Source organism: Syntrophobotulus glycolicus DSM 8271, from assembly GCF_000190635.1.
Taxonomy (GTDB): domain Bacteria; phylum Bacillota; class Desulfitobacteriia; order Desulfitobacteriales; family Syntrophobotulaceae; genus Syntrophobotulus; species Syntrophobotulus glycolicus.
Map to the genome: position 1 here is coordinate 315,905 of NC_015172.1, position 20,323 is coordinate 336,227.

Below are 20,323 nucleotides of genomic sequence, written 5' to 3' on the forward strand. Positions count from 1 at the left end.
GGTCATTTTATCTGTAGAGAGTATAATGTCTGTTGTATGATATTTGTTAAATCACTTGGAAAATTTTCTTTGTCTGTAATGAAAGATACTCTAACGACTTCATTCGTGTTATTAATGTTTAACCAGTAATCTTTTCCGGATCTAACCTGCTGCCCATGTACAGTCGTCCATTCAATTATATAGCCTTGATAATAATTAAGTTTGATATTATCCATTTTATAAAATATAAAATCAAAAGGACTTAAATATTTACTGTGATCAAGAAATTCTTTTAGACTTTCAATTTTCCATAACTGAATATAACCCCTATAAGCTAATTTATTGTTCGTATAATATATGCTAAACAATATTTCGCTCCCTTCAATATCCGGATCAACTTGAACTTCAGTAAAATGAGGAACCTCAAATTTGACTGAATAACCTTTTATAAGATATTCACAAGATTTAGTATGACGAGAAAAGGTTGCTGCATCTTTTTCTAAACCTTTGTAAGACGAAGTATAAATTGCGAATAAAGAAATAATACCAATTGAAAAACCGATTAAAATTGGGATTGTAATTTTTGCTCTCATCTATTCATTCCTCGTTCTTACTATGCTACTTTTAAATATTCATAGATTCAGACTAAAATGACATCTGACAAAAAGAGTTTATTGTCTGTGAAGAACTGTTGGGACAAAGACCCCTTCGGTAATAATGCATACCATTAAGGCAGCTGTTTTTGAAGGTACGGACAAGGCGGTATTTAAAGACCGGCGTGAGTTTAGCGGGTTCCCTCCTGAAGCAGCTCAACGAGGTATATGAATATATTTCGCAGTACAATAGAATCCGGGCGGAATTCTCAGGCCTTCACCGGATAGATACGAAAGATTACCCCGAAGAAGCATTGCGGGAAGCCCTGCTCAATTCCCTTGTTCACAGAGATTAATGATTGTCCTCTGAAGCCTATCTTTGACGTATCCAACAATGCATTCAAATCACTTTGCCCAATAAGAATACTGATAATAAAAAAAATCGGCTGTCCGAACAGGAGCAAGCTGCAGTTAGTCTGACAGAGGAAAAAAAGGAAATCACACGCAAGGATGTGGAGGCTATATTGAAGGTTTCCCAAACCATGTCCGGTCGTATCCTTAATCAGCTTGTAAAAAAAGGAATTATGATTCCCATGTATACAAAACAGTGTAAAGTACTTGATAGTATTCGTTTTATTTTTGGGATACACTAAATTAAATGACAAAAAGAAGGAAGGTGATAATATGTCTGCTGCTAAAAACGGAGTATCCAATAGATTGATCCATGAAAAATCCCCTTATCTCCTTCAGCACGCTCATAATCCAGTAGACTGGTACCCGTGGGGCATCGAAGCATTCGAAAAAGCCGCAAAGGAAAATAAGCCGGTGTTTTTAAGTATCGGTTATTCTACTTGCCACTGGTGCCATGTGATGGAAAGGGAATCTTTTGAAGACAAGGAGGTTGCGGAAAAACTCAATAAGAGTTTTATCGCCGTAAAGGTTGACAGAGAGGAACGACCGGATATTGACCACACCTATATGACATTTTGTCAGGCTTTGACGGGAGCCGGAGGCTGGCCATTAACAATTTTGATGACACCGGATAAAAAGCCCTTTTTTGCCGGTACCTATTTTGCCAAGAATTCCGGAGGCGGAAGGGTGGGTCTCATTGATGTTTTGGATTATACCTCGGAAAAATGGAAAAACGAAAAGGAAAAAATCCTCACTTCCGCAGAAGAATTGTATACAGTGGTGAGCAGTCATTATGGAGGCAAAGATCAGGAAACTGTCTTCAAAAAAGAAGGATTGCTCGAAGAAGTCAGGTATGCCGATGCTCGTAAGCAGACAAAGGACGACATTATGGTTTGGGGAAAACAGATGATTGAAAAAGGGTATGAAATGCTTGCCAAAACTTTTGACCCTAAGTTTGGCGGATTTGGTCATGCACCGAAATTTCCTTCCCCGCATACTTTGGGATTCCTCATGCGCTGCCACCTGGACCGTCCTGATCAAAATGCCTTGGAAATGGTCAGGAAAACCCTTGATCTGATGGCCGACGGAGGGATATACGATCAGATCGGCTATGGTTTTTCAAGATACAGCACCGATCGTTTTTGGCTTGTTCCTCATTTTGAAAAGATGCTTTATGATAATGCCACATTAGCTTATACTTACTTGGAAGCTTATCAGCTTACGCATGAACAAAGATATGGGCAGGTTGCCCGCGAAATTTTTTCTTACGTCCTGAGAGAGATGTGCTCACCTGAAGGCGGTTTTTATAGTGCGGAAGATGCTGATTCTGAAGGGGAAGAAGGCAAGTACTATATCTGGACATATCAAGAGGTCATGGAAACATTAACAGCCGAATTATTGCGAATCCAAGAAAACCGGGCATCTTTAGACCAGCCGGACGGCAGAGACATTTTTCAGAGCCAGTTTGCACATCCTGACGTTTTGCCGGGTCTTTATTGCGAAGCTTATCAGATCACGAAGGAAGGGAATTTCGAGGGGAAAAACATTTTGAACCGCCTTTTTAGTGACTGGCGGGACCTGGCCCGAAAAGCCAGCATCCCCTTTGATGAATTTGTACGGGCTATCCGTTATTGCAATACGATTCTTCTGCGGGTCAGAGAAAGAAGAGTACGTCCAATCCGGGATGACAAGATATTGGTTTCCTGGAACGGGCTAATGATTGCGGCACTGGCCAAAGGCGCACAGGTATTATCCTTCCCGGATCAAACCTTCGCTGTTCATGAGAATGCATCCCTATACTTAACTCAGGCTGAAAAAGCGGCAAATTTTATTGATGACAATATGCGTTCCTCCGATGGCAGGCTTTTTGCCAGGTATCGTCATGGTGAAGCGCAGTATCCGGCATATCTCGATGATTATGCTTTTTATATTTTTGGGCTCTTGGAGCTTTACACAGCGTGTGGAAAACCGGTTTACCTGCAAAGGGCGATTGAACTCCAACAGCAACAGGAGAACCTGTTCAGGGATACAGAAAAAGGAGGATATTTTTTTACGGGAAAAGACAGCGAAGAACTGCTTTTCCGGCCCAAAGAAGTTTATGACGGAGCTCTGCCGTCAGGGAATTCTCTGGCCGTCTTAAACCTGACAAAATTATGGAAAATGACAGGGGACAATAAATGGAAAAATATTGCCGAGGGCAATATTCAAAGCTTTCATGCTGAAATGAAGGAATACCCGGCAGGACATTTAGCGTTCTTGCGGAGTATCCAGCATTATATCAGTGATGGAGATGAACTGATTTTAGGAGGGGCTCTGAACAATGAGGTCCTGAACAAAATGAAAGAAGTATTTTTCAGGGATTTCAGGCCTTATGCAGTGTTGTTATATCATGAAGGTACAGTTCAGGAACTGGTTCCGGAATTGGCCGGTTATCCGCAACAAGAAAAAGCAGCTGCTTACCTTTGCCGGAATTTCAGTTGTCTCAATCCAGTCTTTTCAGTTGAAGAACTCCAGCATGTTCTCCGGAGCTAGAGGGAAATTTAATGAAAATACTTTTGTTCTTATTGGGGCCGCTAGGCTGGCTGGCAGCCTTTGCGGCTTCAGCCAGACCAGAATGGGTAGAAAAATATTATTCTGAAGGACTCTATAAACTGATGATGTCTCCGGTAAGCAGGATCAGCGCGGGAGTACCATTTTCACTCGGCGAGCTTATTGTAGTCCTGGCTGGCTTGATTTTCATTTATGCTTTGGCAGAAATCCTTATTGATGCTGTCCGCTTTTGTTTACGGAGACCCAAAAGTGGATTTTGGATACGCCGAAATGGACAGTGCTTACTGATGGTAATCAGTTTGGGATATTTCTTTTTCATCATGATGTGGGGATTGAATTACTACAGGGAACCATGGGACCGGCTTGCTGATTTAGAGATTAAACAGGCGGATTCCTCGGAAATCGCCGGCCTTTGCACAGAGCTGATCAAAAAGGCAAATGATTACAGAAAAGAGATCCCCGAAGATGGTAAGGGGGTAATGACCCTTGGGGAAGATAAAGTGAAAATATTCTTAAAAGCATCGGAGGGCTTTCGCACCGCGGCAGAGGAGTATAGTCAGCTTGGAGGGAATTATGGCCGGGCTAAACCGGTTTTCTTTTCAAGGGCTTTGTCTTTCATGGGAATAACAGGCATCTACTTTCCTTTTACAGGAGAGGCCAATGTGAATATTGACATACCGGACATGATGATCCCTTCCACAATTTGTCACGAAATGGCTCATCAACGGGGTTTTGCCCGGGAGGAGGAAGCAAACTATATTGCGTATTTGACTTGTCAGGACCAGCAGGATCAAAAGTTTAAATACTCGGGAGTCCTGCTTGCCCTGATTTACTCCATGAACGCTTTAGATGAACAAAACCCGGAGGCCGCTTCCCAGTTAAGGGAAACGTATAGTCCGGGTTTAAACAGGGATTTGACGGAAATAACAGCGTATTGGCAGCTGCATAGGGGAAAAATCGAAAACTGGAGTACGCAGTTTAATGATCAATACCTGAAAAGTAACAGGCAGACCCAAGGGGTAAAAAGTTACAATGGGATGGTTGACTTATTGCTTGCGGAAAGAAGAAAAGCGATGCGTTGAAAACATAAATAGAGATTATTCCGGTAATGTAAATAATGTGGTCAAAGAACCGACCATTGAGATAGTATCTTTACGGATGAAGCCGGGGTTTGCCGGGCCGGGTTTGGTATATTTTATTGCTTTTTCAATCATATCCACACTCAAAGGAGCAGCATTAAAGTCGGAGCATTGTTCAGGTGCGAAGAAACCTACGGCACTGACTTCAGCTGGGTCCGGTTTAAGTTCGCCGCCAAGGAGTTCCATCAGGAAGACGATATAAATGTCATGCTTAACTCCAGGTAGATCTTCAGGACGGTCCTTAATGGCGATAATCGTGACCGGTTGGGTGATCAGGCCCGTTTCTTCGCGGATTTCCCTGACCACAGCATGTTCTATTTTCTCATCCTGTTCGACAAATCCGCCCGGAATTGTCCAGCGGCCTTTGCCTGGATGATAAGCACGCTGGACCAACAGGCCTTTGTTGTTCTTCACGATAACACCGCCAACACCCAGGGAGAACTCGCCCCAGTGAGTATACCCGCAAACAGGGCATTTAAGGCGTCTTTTATCTTCAATGATATTGTATTCCAGTAAAGCGGAACAAAGAGGGCAGTACCTAAATTCGTTTTGGGCAAAAGCCATAAAAATTCACTCCCGTTCGATAGATCATCTTCCCAATAAACTATTGTATAATTAATTATTTATTTGAGCAAAACAATTTATTTGCTCGTAAGATACAGGAGATTAAATAAGTTTGTAGAATAATATAACTTAAAATTCAGGCAGTACTTTAGGTGTCTTGGAGGTTTTGAGCAACAGATGGAAAAAGAATTGTGGTTGGATAAGCAAGAAATTGAGCAGCTTCTTTCCGGTTCCTTATTCTGGCAGGATGTCCAAAACAGGGCTGATATAAAGATTATGCATAAACCGAAAGAAGACCCATCAACCGTGGAGGAACAAAAACCGACCGGCAATTTTATGAGAGACGAGCTTTGGGGCAACCGAGGCACGGAACAGAAGTCTGCCGCCGTTATAAGTAAAGATAGACCCGGACAAGACAGGATTTCGGAAATAAGCGAAGCTGAAAAAGATGATGGGCAAATGGGTATTGCTCTGGCTGAACCCGATCTGACGGAAGCAGGGCCTGTAGAGGCAGAAATCCCGGAAAAGGAATCAGAGAAAAGTCCGCGAAACGAATCAGAAGCAGAGGTAAAGACAGAAGCGACAGAGACGGAGCAAGCGGCAGCACCTGTACCGGCCGCAGAAGAAAGAAATGACGAAGAAGCGTTTCAGACCAAACATAGAGAAGGCAAACCGGATAACGATGAAGTACAGGCGGAAAACATCGAGGCTGAAGAAACGGCCGAGAGCGTCCAGAATGGGGTAAGCCTTTCCGGTCCTGAAGAATTTATGGAGATGGGACCGCAGACAGGGAGCATACCTGAAATAGAAGAGATGGAAAAAAGTTTGGAGAAAACCTTTGGCAATGGAAATGAGTTTAAGAAGCTCATTTTAGAAAGAGAACTTGAAAAAGGTTTTGAGAACCGGCCGTTTGACGGAATAAAGATTGTAGCTTTAATGGGAATAGTTGCTGCGATTACGATTGCGGTCTGGATATTCTTTTTGTCTAAATAATTTTTTTATATTATGGTTATGGACAGGTGATGTAAATATTACCTGTCTTTCTTTGTTTTTTAGAAAAAAGCTTTGCAAAAAAAGTAAAAAAGAGTAATATAAATATAAAGGTCAGAAAAGGTCATAAGGTCAAGAAAGGTCATATAGATAAAAAGACTTCTATAAGATGGTTGTGATTACTCATCAGGAACAGCCGAATGACCGGATCGCAGAAAGGAGGTATCGCAGGATGCGGAATCTGGCGGATCGAATAGAAGAATATATCAAGAAAACAATCGGGCAGGCGCAGGAAGATTTTATTGTCCTGCAGAGAGGCTTTTTAGCAGAGATTTTTTCTTGTGCTCCTTCTCAGATCAACTATGTACTGACAACCAGGTTTACGGCTGAAAAAGGGTATTTGGTGGAAAGCAGGCGGGGCGGCGGCGGATATCTTAGAATCGTGAGACTGGGACTGGATCCTGAAGGGAAATTTCAGCGCTTGATGAGTGAGCTTATTGGAGACCGGCTTTCTCAGGACCGGGCATTTGACCTGATCAGCAGGTTGGAAGAAGAAGAAATCTTTACGAGAAGAGAAGCCGCGATCATTAAGAGTATTTTTACAGATAAAATATTGGAACCGTATGTCAATGATCAATCTTCCCTGAGAGCGAGACTGATGAAAGATATTTTGGCTAATCTGTGCAGGGAAGATATAAAGGATTAGAATTTTTGAAAAAAGGAGAGGCTTAAATGATTTGCGAAAACTGTCATGTCAGAGAGGCTAAGGTTCATTTTACTAAGATAGCCAACGGACAAACCGGTGTAATGCATTTATGTCAGAAATGTGCCCAAAAAATACAGGGCTTTGGTTTTGGCATTTATCCGGGCATGGTTTCTGATTTTCTTCAAGCTCTCTTTGAAGCTGAATCCAATAAGCAGTTTGTTCAGTCTGAAAATAAGGAGACTGAAAAGTGTCCTTTGTGCGGGATGACTCTTTCTAAGATTCAACAACATGGAAAGATCGGCTGCAGTGAATGCTATAATCAATTTGAACCACAGTTGGAAGTATTATTGCGGAAGATTCACGGCGGTGGGTTTCATGTGGGAAGAGTACCTGCACATGGCCGGCCTGAATTGCAATCCAGAAATGAATTGCAGCAGTTAAGGAAAAAGCTGCAGGAAGCAGTGCACAGCGAAGAATTCGAAGAAGCGGCTGTCTTGCGGGATCGGATCAAAGAACTGGAGAAAACGGCTGGTGGTGAGCAGGATGGAAAATAAAGAGTTATTGGTGAAAGACAGCTGCTGGATGCAAAATATCCAGGACACTCCTATTGTTTTAAGCACCCGAGTCAGGCTTGCAAGGAATCTGGCCGGAGCTTCTTTTCCGCATATTCTGGGAGCTGAAGGCGGAAAAGAAGTGGAGAAAAAGATTTCTGATACTTTTGGGGAAACGGTTGTTTCAGGGGAGCAATTCACCTATTTATCACTCGGCGTCCTCAATCCTCTTGAAAGAAGAATTTTGGTTGAAAAACACTTAATCAGTCCGGACTTGGCCAATGGCAAGGAATTCAGCGGTGTAGCCCTTACAGACAGTCACAAAGTATCTGTAATGGTCAATGAAGAGGATCATTTGCGGATTCAAGTACTGATGCCGGGTTTTAATCTCAGCGAATCACTGGCTTTGGCAAAAGAGACGGATGAAAAGATGGAAAGCAAATTGGATTTTGCTTTTAAAGAGAAATTTGGTTATTTGACGGCTTGCCCGACAAATGTAGGCACCGGTCTGCGGATATCGGTTATGATCCATCTCCCTGCTTTAGTCATGACCAATCAAGTTCAACAGGTATTAGGGGCGCTTACTCATATCGGATTGGCCGTTCGGGGGCTGTATGGGGAAGGTTCGAGAGCTTTAGGGAATGTTTTTCAGATATCCAACCAAGTGACCTTAGGGAAGAGTGAAGAGGATACCCTGGCATATCTGGAGACAATGACGGGGCAAATTGCGGAAAGGGAGTCTCAGGCGCGCCAGGACTTGTGGAAAGAAGTGGGAGTTATGCTCCAGGATAAGGTCTGGAGAGCAAGGGGGACCCTTGAACATGCCAGGCTTTTAAGTGGGGATGAAGTGATTGGTCTTCTGTCGGAAGACAGAATGGGTGTGGAAATGGGGATTCTGCCCAAAGTTCAGGCAGGATTTGCCTCTTTGCTGGTCAATTCCTCTTATGGCTGTCTGCAATATAGGATAGACAGGCCTCTGGATGGCAATTATGCTGATTTCGAACGAGCGAATTATATCCGAGGTGTGTATCATACCAAGGATTAATTACAATATTTTATTTAGTATTAATTTGTTGGAAAGGAAGTGTTCAATTATGCCCGGACGTTTCACACAGAAAGCAGAACAAGTTTTTTTACTCGCGGAGAGTACCGCCAAAAGGATGGGTCATAAGACTATTGGGACAGAACACATCCTTCTGGCCCTGCTGGAAGAGGGAGAAGGTGTTGCGGCCACAGCGTTAAAAGAAATGGGCCTGGATGAAGAAAAAATGAGTGGAAAAATTATTCAGCTGATTGGAATTAGTGAGCCGATCGCCGGTGAGGTAGGGTTATCACCGCGAGTAAAAAGAGTTATTGAAATTGCCACCGAAGAGGCCCAAAGGCAGGGTGTAAACTATGTGGGCACAGAGCATGTGCTTCTGGGTATTCTGATCGAAGGAGAGGGGATAGCGGCCAGAGTTCTTGCTGATCTTAAGGTTAACCCTGAAAAACTCTGGGAACATGTTGTGGCTCTTCTGGGCGGAGAGGCGGAAAACACTTCTGTACCGGGGAGCAGCCCCGGTATGACTGGTGGTAAAAATGTTTCGTCCAATACCCCCGCATTAAATGAATTCGGTCGTGACCTGACAGTCATGGCCCAAGAAAAAAAGCTTGATCCGGTCATTGGCAGAGAAAAAGAAATAGAAAGGGTCATTCAGGTGCTTAGCCGTCGAACCAAGAACAATCCCGTTCTGATCGGGGAACCTGGTGTAGGCAAAACAGCTATTGCCGAGGGTTTGGCCCAAAGAATCGTAAGTGGCGGTGTTCCTGAAATTCTTGCGGACAAAAGAGTTGTCACATTGGACCTGTCGTCAATGGTTGCCGGGACAAAGTACCGCGGCGAGTTTGAGGAACGGATGAAAAAGGTTATGGAAGAAATTCGCTTCGCCGGAAATATCATCATATTCATTGATGAACTGCATACCTTGATTGGCGCCGGAGCGGCGGAAGGCGCGATCGACGCGGCAAATATCTTGAAGCCTGCTCTGGCCCGCGGCGAAATGCAGTGTGTTGGGGCGACCACGCTGGACGAATATAGGAAATATATTGAGCGTGACTCTGCTTTGGAGCGCCGTTTTCAGCCGATAAAAATCGGAGAGCCGACCGTTGAAGAAGCTATTGAGATTTTAAAGGGCTTACGAGACAGATACGAAGCACATCACCGGGTAAAGATTACTGATGAAGCAATCGAGGCGGCGGTTCGGCTTTCGGACAGGTATATTTCAGACAGATTTTTACCGGATAAGGCCATCGATTTAATGGATGAAGCAGCCTCAAAAGTAAGGCTGAGCAGTTATACGGCTCCTGGAGAGCTAAAGGAATTGGAAACTGAGGTTGAAGCGCTGAAAAAGGAAAAAGAAGCGGCTGTAAAAAGGCAGGAGTTTGAACAGGCAGCTAAAATCAGGGATCAGGAACAACAAAAAAGAGAGCAGCTCAGTACACTGAGAAAAGACTGGGAAGCAAACAGAGAAAAGAACCTTTCTATTCTCAATCAGGAGGACATCGGTAAAATCGTGTCAAGCTGGACCGGAATACCGGTCAATAAATTAGAGGAAGAAGAAAGCGCCAGACTGTTGAAGCTTGAAGAAGTATTGCATGAAAGGGTTGTCGGTCAAGAGGAAGCAGTCAGCGCCGTCGCTCGTTCTGTGCGCAGAGCAAGGGCCGGTCTTAAAGATCCCAAAAGACCGATCGGGTCATTTATCTTCCTCGGCCCGACAGGTGTAGGTAAAACAGAGCTTGCCCGGGCCTTGGCCGAAGCTTTATTTGGAGATGAAAATTCTTTAATCAGAGTTGACATGTCCGAATATATGGAGAAACATGCCGTATCCAGAATGGTCGGTTCCCCTCCGGGATATGTAGGCCATGATGAAGGCGGCCAGTTAACGGAAGCAGTAAGAAGAAAACCATATAGTGTCTTGCTTTTTGATGAAATTGAAAAGGCCCACCCGGAAGTATTTAATATTCTGCTGCAGGTTTTGGAAGACGGCAGGCTGACCGATTCCAAAGGCAGAGTAGTTGATTTTCGAAATTGTGTGCTGATGATGACCTCCAATGTCGGGGCGTCTTTTCTCAGAAAAGAAGCGATGGGTTTTATGTCCTCCCACAGTGAGGACAGCGAATACAGGAACATGAGTGCAAATGTGATGGAAGAACTGAAGAAAGTATTTAAACCGGAGTTTCTGAACAGAATTGATGAGATCGTCGTTTTCCATCAGCTAAAGGATGAAGAACTCCAGAAAATTGCGGCGATTTTGCTTGCATCACTGGGCAAAAGGCTCCAGCAGCAGAATTACACCATCATTGCCGATGAGAAAGCGATGCAATTGGTGGCAAAAGAAGGAAATGATCCCGCTTTTGGGGCGAGACCGCTGCGCAGAGCAATTCAAAGACTGATTGAAGATCCCCTTTCTGAAAGGATTCTCCAGGAACAATTTAAACCGGGAGATACAATTTATGTGAGCGCGGAAAATAATACGATGATTTTTAGCTCAGAAAAACAGTTGTCCGAATCTGGAGAAAGCAAAAAACCGGCAAAACCGCAAAAGAAAGTCAAAGCAAAAACAAAGAAAGATGAGATATAATTTAGAGGAAAAGCAGGGGGAAAGCTGAGTGGCAAGGATTAAGACGAAGTATTTCTGTAAAGAATGCGGGCAGGAAAGTCCCCGCTGGCTTGGTAAATGCCCTGCATGTGGAGAGTGGAATACCTTTGCCGAGGAGAAAATTTCTGTTTCCTCCTCAAGTTTGACTGACAGGGGAGCTGTTAAAGCAGCCCCCCTGTCAGAGATTACATCCATGGAAATAGAGAGACTGGATACGGGGAACGGGGAATTGAACAGAGTGCTGGGAGGAGGGGCCGTGCCCGGCAGTTTTGTACTTGTCAGCGGAGAGCCTGGTATCGGCAAATCCACCCTGTTGCTTCAGCTTGCGGATTATTTGTCTAAAGAGAATAATGTTTTGTATGTTTCCGGTGAAGAATCGGCGCGCCAGATTAAAATCAGGGCGGACCGTTTGGGGATTTCCTCATCAAAGCTACATATTCTTACGGAGACAATACTTCACAGAATAAGAGAAATCGTTCTTCAGGACAATTATCAGGTATTGGTGATTGATTCGATTCAAACGATGATGCTGGAGGACCTGGAATCTGCACCGGGAAGCGTCAGTCAGGTTCGGGAAGGCGCCGCTTTTCTGATGAAGCTGGCCAAGGAGAACCATATCATCATTTTCCTGGTTGGTCATATTACCAAGGATGGAAATATCGCAGGACCGCGTGTTCTTGAACACATGGTGGATACTGTACTTTGTTTTGAAGGAGATCAGCATTATATCTATCGTCTTTTGCGGACAATCAAAAACCGTTTTGGCCCGGCAAACGAAATCGGTGTTTTTGAAATGAGAGGAAGCGGGCTTTGTGAAGTTGCCAATACTTCGGAGGTTTTTCTCGGCAGCAGGACGTCAGATGTTGCCGGTTCGGCGGTAGCCGTAACAATGGAAGGGTCGCGTCCTTTGCTGGTTGAAATCCAAGCCCTTGTGACACCGACAGGATTCAATCCTCCCAGAAGGACGGTCAATGGCATGGATTATCACAGGCTGCTCATGCTTCTGGCTGTGCTGGACAAGAGAATCGGCAATGTCTTTTATGCCCGTGATGTCTTTATTAATATTGCAGGGGGACTGAGGATAGATGATCCCGCTGTGGATCTTGCAATTATTGGAGCCATTCTTTCCGCGATGAATGATACTCCGCTCCCCAAATTGGCGCTCATTGGAGAAGTGGGCTTAACAGGAGAGCTGCGGGGAGTATCGCAGATAGAGCAGCGTATTAAAGAGGCCGAGAAGCTGGGGTTTGAGGGCTGCATGATTCCAAGTGTCAATAATCAGGCGGCATTAAAAAGCGATTGCCTGATTTACGCTGCGGGAACATTGGAAGAGGCAAAAAAATACTTGAAGTTTTGATTGGATAAATGGATAAAAAAATGACAACAATAGGAACAAAAAGGAAAAGGAACTTGCTGAGCAAATCCCTTTGATGAAGAAATCATGAACACAGAAAAAGCAGAGATAAATTGTGCAGATGATGTAAAAATTAATAAAATCAATGAGAATAAGAATCGGTTTTTAAACCAGATTATAGATACCGAGAGTATTTAATTTAGCAGTTTCCTTTTCTAAGATGTCACTGAGAGAAAGACCTAAAGTATTAATAAGCGCGGTTAAATAAAAAAGCTCTTTGCCAAGTTCAGCTTCAATCACATCCCGGCAGTTCTCACAAAGAGAGCCTTGAATGTGGTTGTTTAAAAGCTGCTTGAGGTCATATAAGGTTGCGTTTTCGGGTATCGTGATTTTTGATGCATGGATGCTGATACAACCACAAGTCGTAACAGCTTTGACAACAGCTCTATTGACCTTCGATGAAGTTTCCTGTCCTTTGGAAAGAATGTCGAGAACGCTTTGGTGCTGTAGAAGCATTGCAGCCACAATACTCTGGAAATGGTTCGTTGTGTCGCTCACCGGGTTTAACAGCTCCTTTCTGATTCAAGTTAATTATAGACAGGTCATGAAGGAATTGTCAATTTTATGTAGTTCCCTTTGACCAAAGCTTAAACTGACTGCTATAATTAGTCAGGCGGCTTCGTCAGAGCTAACAGGAGTATCTGGTTTACTCCATAATCGTTTAATCAAAATATTTTTAGAAAACACCAAGAAGGAGGTGATTTTATGCTGATTCGCCGGATCGTTCGTTTCATTATAACTTTGCTTTTTGGCGGACTTGGTTTCTATTTAGATTATCTGATGGTAAACTTTTTTGATATTGAAATATTAAATAATGTACTTGGTTTTTCAATTAGATTATTCTGGACTTATATTATTTCGTCGGTATTATTTGCGGTAATCGGTTTTCTAATAGCTCCTTTCTGTGTCAATTTCTTTTTGAACATGGTGAAACGACTGGAAACATTACTGACCAAAATGCCCTCCAATGACCTGATAGGGGCTTTTATCGGGGTGATTGCCGGGCTCCTGATCGCCAGTCTCTTCAGCAGTTCTTTTTCAGGTATTCCTTTTTTAGGCCCTATCTTTTCAGTGCTTCTGAGTGTTTTTCTGGCTTATGTCGGCTTTATTATCGGGATTAAAAGGAAAGAAGAGCTTTTTGGCTTTTTGAATTTTATTCCGAAGAGGAAAGGAGAAAAAGCTGAAAAGGGAGAAAAGGGTGAAAAGTCAAAAGAAGTTTTGGCTCAAAATGATCATGTGCTGTATAAGATTCTTGATACAAGTGTAATTATCGACGGCCGGATTTCCGATATTGTCCGGACTGGTTTTATTGATGGGATACTGTTGGTTCCTAACTTTGTTTTGGAAGAGCTGAGACATATTGCTGATTCCTCGGATGCCCTTAAACGAAACAGAGGGAGACGGGGTTTGGATATCCTAAACCAGATTTCCAAGGAAGCTGCAATCCAGGTTGAGATTTATGAGGGAGACAGTTTTGATGACCTGGCTGAGGTTGACAGTAAATTGGTTCGCCTTGGTCAGATCCTAAATTCTCCGGTGCTGACCAATGATTATAACTTAAATAAGGTTGCCGAGCTGCAGGGAGTGAAGGTTCTGAATATCAATGAGCTGGCCAACGCCATCAAGCCTGTGGTTCTCCCTGGTGAAGAAATGTATGTTCAAGTGATGAAGGAAGGTAAAGAACCCGGTCAGGGTGTCGCTTATTTGGATGATGGAACAATGGTTGTTGTCGATGGCGGTAAAAAACATATCGGACAAGAAACCACGGTGCTTGTGACGACCGTCCTGCAGACGGCGGCAGGCCGTATGATTTTTGCTAAGCCGAAGGAATTAATGGATCGATCGATAGAGGAGTACAGTGAAGTCAATGTGCTTGGATAAAACAGGCGCAGTGATTCCTGCTGCGGGACAAGGCAAAAGAATGGGGGGTGAAGGCAACAAACTCTTTCTTGAGATTGCCGGCACCCCTGTTCTGGTTTATACTCTCAGGGTGTTTCAGAAAGCAAGAAGCATTGCTGAGATTGTGATCGTTGCGGCCCGTGATGAGATCGTGCTCATAGAAGAACTGGTAAAAAAATACGAATTGGATAAAGTGGTTGGGGTTGTTGAGGGCGGAGCACAGAGGCAGCAATCTGTCAAAGCAGGAATTCAGGCGCTTAGCCCCGAGATCAACCGTGTCGTCATTCATGATGGGGCAAGGCCATTGCTGAAGATTAAAGAGCTTGATCATTTTTTGTACAACGCTCAGGGGTATGATGCGGCAATTATGGCTGTACCATTGAAGGATACGGTGAAAATAGTGAACGAAGAAAATACCGTTTTAGAGACACCTTCCCGGGAGAAATTAAGAGCGGTGCAGACACCGCAGGTGTTTTGCCGTTCTCTTTTGGAAACGGCGCATCGGGAGGCGGAAACGAAAATCTTTCTGGGGACAGACGATGCGTCACTGATCGAATGGATGGGACAGCCTGTCAAGGTGCTGGACGGTACTTATGAAAATATCAAGGTGACGACTCCGGAGGATATGCTTTTGGCAGAAACGATTCTCAGAAGATACCGGAAGGATGAAATGGGATGCGAATAGGCATTGGTTATGATGTACATGCCCTTGTTGAAAAGAGACAATTGATTCTGGGCGGAGTAAGAATCCCTTATTCCCAGGGTTTGCAGGGACATTCTGATGCTGATGTTTTAACTCATGCGGCAATGGATGCTTTGTTAGGAGCTTGTGCACTTGGTGATATCGGGAAGCATTTCCCTGATGACGATGAAAAATACCGGGATATTTCCAGCATGGAGCTCCTGAAAGAAGTGATGGGGCTGATCGGGCAAAAAGGATTGACGATTGGAAATATCGACTGTATCATTATCGCCCAGAAACCGAAGCTTGCTCCTTATATTGAAGACATGAGAGCCAATCTGGCTTTAGCCATGAAAACTGACATTGCCAATGTTTCTGTAAAAGCTACGACGACGGAAGGTCTTGGTTTTGAAGGCAGAGGAGAAGGAATAGGGGCGCAGGCTGTGGTTCTGCTGCTTCCTGTGTTTTGATCGGATGAAATCGAGATATTTTAATAAAAATCTGGTATAGTATTTGAAATAATAACTTTTATAGCGAGAGGGGAAGGAAATGACAGTCAAGGTAAGATTCGCACCAAGTCCTACCGGACCATTACATATTGGCGGGGCAAGATCGGCGTTATTTAATTATTTATTTTCCTGTAATAAGAAGGGAAAGTTTATTCTCCGCTTTGAGGATACCGATCTGGAAAGATCAAGCCGGGAGTCTGAGAAAAATATTATTCAGGCTCTGCGCTGGTTAGGGATAGAATGGAATGAAGGAATGGATAAGGGCGGAGAAAACGGGCCCTATCGCCAAACTGAACGATTGGAAACATATCAGAAGTATACGAATAAATTATTAGCTGAGGGCAATGCATATTATTGTTATTGTTCAGAGGAGGAATTGGATCAGGAAAGACAAGAGCTGCTCATGAAAGGGGAAACACCCCGTTACATGGGGAAATGCCGCAGCCTGACCGAAGCACAAAAGCAGGTGTTTGAGTCCCAGGGACGTAAACCGGTCGTGCGCTTCAGGGTGCCGGAGGGACAAGAGATCACCATCAATGATTCTGTCCGGGGCAAGGTCACCTTTGACAGCAATGGGATAGGCGATTATATCATTGTAAAATCCGATGGGATTCCTACTTATAATTTTGCCGTAGTCATCGATGATGTATTGATGGGAATTACACATGTTGTCCGCGGCGAGGAGCATTTATCAAACACCCCGCGCCAGGTATTGATCTACGAAGCACTAAACTTTGATGTCCCTGAATTCGCTCATATCTCTTTGATCTTAAACACTGAAGGGCATAAGATGAGCAAAAGAGACGGGGATACGGCTGTAATTGACTATTTCCAAAAGGGGTATTTGCCTGAAGCGATGGTCAATTTTATTGCTTTACTTGGGTGGTCCCCTGCCGGAGAAAAAGAATTCTTTACGATGGAAGAGCTTAAAGAAGAGTTTTCCTTGCAAAGGGTATCAAAAAGTCCGGCTGTATTCGATGTTAATAAGCTGAATTATATTAATTCCCATTATCTTAAAGAGGCCGATTTAGAGAGACTGGGTTGTCTGGCATTGCCTTTCTTACAGGAAGAAGGGCTGTTTGTTCAGGATCTCTCCAGTGAGGATCAAAACTGGATCAGGATATTCCTCGGCGCGGTTCGGGAAAAAATATCGTCTTTGAGTGAAATCAAAGCGTATGTCCAATACTTCTATGGACAGATCATCTCCGAACCGGATCAGGAAGCGGCCTCGGTACTCCGGGGAGAAACGGTACCTCAGGTTCTCGAGCTTTTTATGGAAAAGATCACGGCGGCGGAGAAGCTTGACCCGTCAAGGGCCAAGGGAATCCTTAAGGAGATTGGCAAAGAACTGAATTTGAAGGGCAAAGATATCTTCATGCCGATACGTATTTCGTTAACGGGAAAAATGCACGGGCCAGACCTGGATGCAATCATTGCTCTCTTGGGAAAAGACAGCATTCAGGCGCGCTTGGCAAAGACAAAGAAATATTTGCTTGGTTAGGACTATTGTGGAGGAAGAGCCATGACAGTAAAAATATATAATACAATTCATAAGGAAAAAGAAGAATTTATCCCACGGGAAGCCGGGAAGGTGGCAATGTATGCCTGCGGCCCAACCACATATAATTATTTCCATCTGGGCAATGCCCGTATGCTGGTTGTTTTTGATATGGTAAGGCGTTACCTCGCTTATAAGGGTTACGAGGTAACTTATGTGCAAAACTTTACCGATGTTGACGATAAGATCATTAAACGGGCCTCGGAAGAAAACTGTGAACCACTGGCTTTAGCCGGCAGGTACATTGAAGAATATTATAAAGATGCAAATGCCCTGAATATCCAACCTGCCACAGTGCATCCCAAAGCGACAGACCATATCAAAGAAATGATTGAAATCATCAAAGGTCTGGAAAAAAAAGGATTGGCCTATCCTGTGGAAGGAGATGTCTATTTCGCGGTAGAGCATTTTCCACAATACGGCAGGCTTTCCGGCCGGAACCTTGAAGATCTGCAGGCTGGAGCCAGAGTAGAAATTGATGACAAAAAGCTCAACCCCATGGACTTCGCTCTTTGGAAGAAGGCTAAACCGGGTGAGCCCGCATGGCCGAGCCCCTGGGGAGACGGCCGACCCGGCTGGCATATTGAATGTTCGGCTATGGCCTTGAAATATTTAGGGCCCAATTTTGATATTCATGGGGGCGGAGGAGATCTCGTGTTCCCCCACCATGAAAATGAAATAGCCCAATCGGAAGGGTATCTTGATGGAGAGCAGTTTGCGCGTTATTGGATGCATAATGCTTTTATCACGGTTAATCAAGAAAAAATGTCCAAATCTCTGGGTAATTTCTTTATGATCAGGGATATCTTGAAAAAGTTTCCCGGAGAAGTTGTCCGTTTTTATCTTTTGGGCACCCACTATCGAAGCCCCCTTGATTTTGACGATGAGAAGCTGGAAATGGCGGCCAGGGGGTTAGACAGGCTAAAGACCAGTGTCAGGCTTGCCGGAGAAGCTTTAAGCAAGGGAAAATCCACAGATTCTGCAGGAACCCGGGGAGAATTATTGAACGCTTCTTCCAAAGCCCGGGCTGCGTTTGAAGAGGCTATGGAAGACGATTTTAATTCTGCACAGGCCTATGCTTCTCTTTTTGATTTGGCCAAGGAGATCAACACGGCCCTGAATGAGGGAGGATGGACAGGCGCTCAGATCGCTGAAGCGAGAGATACCCTGATCGATTTGGCAGGCATTCTGGGTTTTGACCTGCAAAAAGATAGTGAAGTTCCAGCGGGTGAATCGGGAAAATTCAATGCAGTAATGGAATTGGTCTTAGAGCTTAGAGCAAAAGCACGTGCAGACAAAGACTGGTCAACAGCCGATCTGATCAGGGACCGGTTAAAGGAAGCCAGTATTATTCTTGAAGATACCGCTGAGGGGTCAAGATGGTATCTCAAATAGATCAGAATAGTTCACCCTTGACGATAAAATGGCAGGAAGTAAATATTCTGACTCTGGCCTATCTGGGAGATGCCGTTTATGAATTATGGGTCCGCAGCCATCTCTTAACAAAAGGGATTGCAAAAGTGGAGGATCTGCATAAAGCCGCCGTCCACTATGTGCAGGCGAGATTTCAGGCAAGCCTGCTCAAACTGATTTTGCCTGAACTTGATGAGACAGAAACAGGTGTAGTCAAGCGGGGGCGAAATGCGAAGGGGCATCATCCGAGAAATATAGATGTGGTGACCTACCGCCATGCGACGGCTTTTGAAGCACTTGTAGGCTACTGGTATCTGGCAGGGTGTGAAGAGAGAATGCAGGGTATTTTTAGCCGAATTGATGATTTGACAGTGCAAATAGATTCGGAACAATAAGAAACAAGACGGAAATAAAAAGAATACCTGTTGCCATTTAGAAGGGGAGTACAATGAAAGCTCTTGTCGCGGTTGATTTAAACTGGGGAATTGGATATCGGGGCAATCTGCTGAAAAGAATCCCGGAGGACATGAAACTTTTTAAAAGGCTGACTTTGGGCAAGGTGGTCATTATGGGGAGGGCGACCTTTGAATCATTGCCGGGAAAAGAGGCTCTTAAAGACAGAATCAATATTGTGCTCAGTAAAAATGATGATTATGAAAAGGCCAATGTAACAGTATGCCATTCGTTACAGGAGTTATTTCCGGAAATACAAAAGTATAGCTCTGAGGACATATTTATCATCGGCGGGGAAACAATATATTCACAATTGTTGCCATTTTGTTCCCAGGCCTATATCACAAAAATCCAGAATAAATATGCTGCTGACAAGTATTTTCCCAACATTGACCAAGACCGGTCATGGAAACTTGTTTCTCAAAGTGATTTAAAAATTTATGAAGATATACAGTTTTTCTTTACGGAATATGTAAAGATTAAAGAAGGTGAGAATAATGGATAAAAAAGATAGTTTAGTATTTGGACGCAATGCTGTAATAGAATTATTAAAATCCGGCCACCCGGTAAATAAGGTGTTGATCAATAGTGAGAACAGGTCAAATCGTAATGCGGATATTCTTTCTTTAATGAAAGAACGCGGGGTGCCTTATCAGTTTGTTGAACGGGCAGTATTGGACAAGTTCAGCGGCGGGGACAAGCATCAAAATATTGTGGCGTTTACAGCGGCACGGGAATATGTAGAAACCGAAGATATCCTGAACATTGCCCGGCAAAAGGGGGAAGATCCGTTTATTCTTGTCTTGGATGAACTAGAGGACCCCCATAATCTAGGTGCGCTGCTAAGAACAGCAGATGCGGCGGGGGTACATGGAATCATCATTCCCACCAGGAGAAGTGTGGGTCTGACGCCGGCAGTAGCCAAAACTTCCGCAGGAGCGATAGAATATGTGCCGGTAGCCAGGGTAGGTAATTTGGTTCAGGCTTTAAAACAGCTAAAAAAGGCCGGGTGCTGGGTAACGGGAGCCGAAGCGGGCGGAAGGGATGTTTTCTCGGCTGATCTTTCCGGTCCCAGAGTTTTAGTCGTCGGAGGGGAAGATAAAGGGCTGGGCAGATTGATAAAAGAGACATGTGATGAGATCGTATCACTTCCCATGCTGGGGAAAATGAGTTCGCTGAATGCCAGTGCCGCTGGGTCGATACTGATGTATGAAGTGCGAAGGCAGAGAATATCAGGTCATAACGACAATTCCAGACAATCTTCTTCTTGACGC

Annotated in this window: 20 protein-coding genes; 17 read left to right on the forward strand and 3 right to left on the reverse strand. The window is 44.1% G+C overall.

The window, feature by feature from the left end; genetic code table 11:
- Positions 1 to 2: 2 nt before the first annotated feature.
- Positions 3 to 572, reverse strand: coding sequence for a hypothetical protein (locus SGLY_RS01525; RefSeq protein WP_013623526.1), 570 nt, complete (start codon positions 570 to 572; stop codon positions 3 to 5).
- Between the two features lie 149 nt (positions 573 to 721).
- Here SGLY_RS01525 and SGLY_RS01530 point away from each other — a divergent pair, with 149 nt between their 5' ends.
- From SGLY_RS01530 to SGLY_RS01545, 3 genes are all read left to right on the forward strand, one after another.
- On the forward strand, positions 722 to 928 hold the full coding sequence (locus tag SGLY_RS01530) for a hypothetical protein (RefSeq protein WP_041444537.1): 207 nt from the start codon (positions 722 to 724) through the stop codon (positions 926 to 928).
- A gap of 328 nt (positions 929 to 1,256) precedes the next feature.
- A complete protein-coding gene (locus tag SGLY_RS01540) occupies positions 1,257 to 3,515 on the forward strand; it encodes a thioredoxin domain-containing protein (RefSeq protein WP_013623527.1) in 2,259 nt (752 codons plus the stop codon).
- 11 nt (positions 3,516 to 3,526) lie between these two features.
- Complete coding sequence (locus tag SGLY_RS01545) at positions 3,527 to 4,615, forward strand: DUF3810 domain-containing protein (RefSeq protein WP_013623528.1); 1,089 nt, start codon at positions 3,527 to 3,529, stop codon at positions 4,613 to 4,615.
- 15 nt (positions 4,616 to 4,630) lie between these two features.
- Here SGLY_RS01545 and SGLY_RS01550 read toward each other — a convergent pair whose 3' ends face one another.
- Positions 4,631 to 5,236, reverse strand: a complete 606-nt coding sequence (locus SGLY_RS01550) for an NUDIX hydrolase (protein WP_013623529.1) — start codon at positions 5,234 to 5,236, stop codon at positions 4,631 to 4,633.
- Between the two features lie 177 nt (positions 5,237 to 5,413).
- Here SGLY_RS01550 and SGLY_RS01555 point away from each other — a divergent pair, with 177 nt between their 5' ends.
- The 6 genes from SGLY_RS01555 (at position 5,414) to radA (ending at position 12,478) form a co-directional block, all read left to right on the forward strand.
- Positions 5,414 to 6,229, forward strand: coding sequence for a hypothetical protein (locus tag SGLY_RS01555; RefSeq protein WP_013623530.1), 816 nt, complete (start codon positions 5,414 to 5,416; stop codon positions 6,227 to 6,229).
- Between the two features lie 229 nt (positions 6,230 to 6,458).
- Positions 6,459 to 6,932 carry a CtsR family transcriptional regulator gene (locus tag SGLY_RS01560; protein WP_013623531.1) on the forward strand — a complete coding sequence of 158 codons (474 nt, stop codon included), beginning with the start codon at positions 6,459 to 6,461 and terminating at the stop codon, positions 6,930 to 6,932.
- A 26-nt stretch (positions 6,933 to 6,958) separates the two neighbouring features.
- The gene (locus SGLY_RS01565) at positions 6,959 to 7,486 is read left to right on the forward strand and encodes a UvrB/UvrC motif-containing protein (protein ID WP_013623532.1); all 528 of its coding nucleotides are present in this window, start codon (positions 6,959 to 6,961) and stop codon (positions 7,484 to 7,486) included.
- Positions 7,476 to 8,528, forward strand: coding sequence for a protein arginine kinase (locus tag SGLY_RS01570; RefSeq protein ID WP_013623533.1), 1,053 nt, complete (start codon positions 7,476 to 7,478; stop codon positions 8,526 to 8,528). The genes SGLY_RS01565 and SGLY_RS01570 overlap by 11 nt, the downstream gene beginning before the upstream one ends.
- A gap of 49 nt (positions 8,529 to 8,577) precedes the next feature.
- Positions 8,578 to 11,103: an ATP-dependent Clp protease ATP-binding subunit gene (locus SGLY_RS01575; RefSeq protein WP_013623534.1), complete on the forward strand. Its 2,526-nt coding sequence runs from the start codon at positions 8,578 to 8,580 to the stop codon at positions 11,101 to 11,103.
- A gap of 28 nt (positions 11,104 to 11,131) precedes the next feature.
- Positions 11,132 to 12,478, forward strand: a complete 1,347-nt coding sequence (gene radA, locus SGLY_RS01580; protein ID WP_013623535.1) for a DNA repair protein RadA — start codon at positions 11,132 to 11,134, stop codon at positions 12,476 to 12,478.
- 162 nt (positions 12,479 to 12,640) lie between these two features.
- On the opposite strand, the gene SGLY_RS01585 is transcribed toward radA, so the two are convergent.
- Positions 12,641 to 13,033, reverse strand: a complete 393-nt coding sequence (locus SGLY_RS01585; RefSeq protein WP_013623536.1) for a nucleoside triphosphate pyrophosphohydrolase family protein — start codon at positions 13,031 to 13,033, stop codon at positions 12,641 to 12,643.
- A gap of 207 nt (positions 13,034 to 13,240) precedes the next feature.
- Here SGLY_RS01585 and SGLY_RS01590 point away from each other — a divergent pair, with 207 nt between their 5' ends.
- The 8 genes from SGLY_RS01590 to rlmB all read left to right on the forward strand — a co-directional run bounded on the left by SGLY_RS01590 (position 13,241) and on the right by rlmB (position 20,320).
- Positions 13,241 to 14,416 carry a PIN/TRAM domain-containing protein gene (locus SGLY_RS01590; RefSeq protein ID WP_013623537.1) on the forward strand — a complete coding sequence of 392 codons (1,176 nt, stop codon included), beginning with the start codon at positions 13,241 to 13,243 and terminating at the stop codon, positions 14,414 to 14,416.
- Positions 14,403 to 15,119 carry a 2-C-methyl-D-erythritol 4-phosphate cytidylyltransferase gene (gene ispD / locus SGLY_RS01595; RefSeq protein WP_013623538.1) on the forward strand — a complete coding sequence of 239 codons (717 nt, stop codon included), beginning with the start codon at positions 14,403 to 14,405 and terminating at the stop codon, positions 15,117 to 15,119. Before SGLY_RS01590 ends, ispD begins: the two co-directional genes overlap by 14 nt.
- Positions 15,110 to 15,586, forward strand: coding sequence for a 2-C-methyl-D-erythritol 2,4-cyclodiphosphate synthase (gene ispF, locus SGLY_RS01600; RefSeq protein ID WP_013623539.1), 477 nt, complete (start codon positions 15,110 to 15,112; stop codon positions 15,584 to 15,586). The genes ispD and ispF overlap by 10 nt, the downstream gene beginning before the upstream one ends.
- A 79-nt stretch (positions 15,587 to 15,665) precedes the next feature.
- Complete coding sequence (gltX, locus tag SGLY_RS01605; RefSeq protein ID WP_013623540.1) at positions 15,666 to 17,126, forward strand: glutamate--tRNA ligase; 1,461 nt, start codon at positions 15,666 to 15,668, stop codon at positions 17,124 to 17,126.
- Positions 17,127 to 17,147: 21 nt separating this feature from the next.
- Positions 17,148 to 18,578 (forward strand): cysteine--tRNA ligase, encoded by a 1,431-nt coding sequence (cysS, locus tag SGLY_RS01610; protein ID WP_013623541.1) that lies wholly within the window; start codon positions 17,148 to 17,150, stop codon positions 18,576 to 18,578.
- On the forward strand, positions 18,563 to 18,991 hold the full coding sequence (locus SGLY_RS01615; RefSeq protein WP_013623542.1) for a Mini-ribonuclease 3: 429 nt from the start codon (positions 18,563 to 18,565) through the stop codon (positions 18,989 to 18,991). Before cysS ends, SGLY_RS01615 begins: the two co-directional genes overlap by 16 nt.
- Before the next feature lie 53 nt (positions 18,992 to 19,044).
- Positions 19,045 to 19,554, forward strand: a complete 510-nt coding sequence (locus tag SGLY_RS01620; RefSeq protein ID WP_013623543.1) for a dihydrofolate reductase — start codon at positions 19,045 to 19,047, stop codon at positions 19,552 to 19,554.
- Positions 19,547 to 20,320 carry a 23S rRNA (guanosine(2251)-2'-O)-methyltransferase RlmB gene (gene rlmB, locus SGLY_RS01625; protein WP_013623544.1) on the forward strand — a complete coding sequence of 258 codons (774 nt, stop codon included), beginning with the start codon at positions 19,547 to 19,549 and terminating at the stop codon, positions 20,318 to 20,320. Before SGLY_RS01620 ends, rlmB begins: the two co-directional genes overlap by 8 nt.
- The last annotated feature ends 3 nt before the right edge of the window (positions 20,321 to 20,323 follow it).

Bases quoted from the DNA above. Each gene is read 5' to 3' on its own strand.
- SGLY_RS01525 (WP_013623526.1), bottom strand. From the start codon at position 572: ATGAGAGCAAAAATTACAATCCCAATTTTAATCGGTTTTTCAATTGGT.
- SGLY_RS01540 (WP_013623527.1), top strand. From the start codon at position 1,257: ATGTCTGCTGCTAAAAACGGAGTATCCAATAGATTGATCCATGAAAAA.
- SGLY_RS01545 (WP_013623528.1), top strand. From the start codon at position 3,527: ATGAAAATACTTTTGTTCTTATTGGGGCCGCTAGGCTGGCTGGCAGCC.
- SGLY_RS01550 (WP_013623529.1), bottom strand. From the start codon at position 5,236: ATGGCTTTTGCCCAAAACGAATTTAGGTACTGCCCTCTTTGTTCCGCT.
- SGLY_RS01555 (WP_013623530.1), top strand. From the start codon at position 5,414: ATGGAAAAAGAATTGTGGTTGGATAAGCAAGAAATTGAGCAGCTTCTT.
- SGLY_RS01560 (WP_013623531.1), top strand. From the start codon at position 6,459: ATGCGGAATCTGGCGGATCGAATAGAAGAATATATCAAGAAAACAATC.
- SGLY_RS01565 (WP_013623532.1), top strand. From the start codon at position 6,959: ATGATTTGCGAAAACTGTCATGTCAGAGAGGCTAAGGTTCATTTTACT.
- SGLY_RS01570 (WP_013623533.1), top strand. From the start codon at position 7,476: ATGGAAAATAAAGAGTTATTGGTGAAAGACAGCTGCTGGATGCAAAAT.
- SGLY_RS01575 (WP_013623534.1), top strand. From the start codon at position 8,578: ATGCCCGGACGTTTCACACAGAAAGCAGAACAAGTTTTTTTACTCGCG.
- SGLY_RS01590 (WP_013623537.1), top strand. From the start codon at position 13,241: ATGCTGATTCGCCGGATCGTTCGTTTCATTATAACTTTGCTTTTTGGC.
- ispD (WP_013623538.1), top strand. From the start codon at position 14,403: ATGTGCTTGGATAAAACAGGCGCAGTGATTCCTGCTGCGGGACAAGGC.
- ispF (WP_013623539.1), top strand. From the start codon at position 15,110: ATGCGAATAGGCATTGGTTATGATGTACATGCCCTTGTTGAAAAGAGA.
- gltX (WP_013623540.1), top strand. From the start codon at position 15,666: ATGACAGTCAAGGTAAGATTCGCACCAAGTCCTACCGGACCATTACAT.
- cysS (WP_013623541.1), top strand. From the start codon at position 17,148: ATGACAGTAAAAATATATAATACAATTCATAAGGAAAAAGAAGAATTT.
- SGLY_RS01615 (WP_013623542.1), top strand. From the start codon at position 18,563: ATGGTATCTCAAATAGATCAGAATAGTTCACCCTTGACGATAAAATGG.
- SGLY_RS01620 (WP_013623543.1), top strand. From the start codon at position 19,045: ATGAAAGCTCTTGTCGCGGTTGATTTAAACTGGGGAATTGGATATCGG.
- rlmB (WP_013623544.1), top strand. From the start codon at position 19,547: ATGGATAAAAAAGATAGTTTAGTATTTGGACGCAATGCTGTAATAGAA.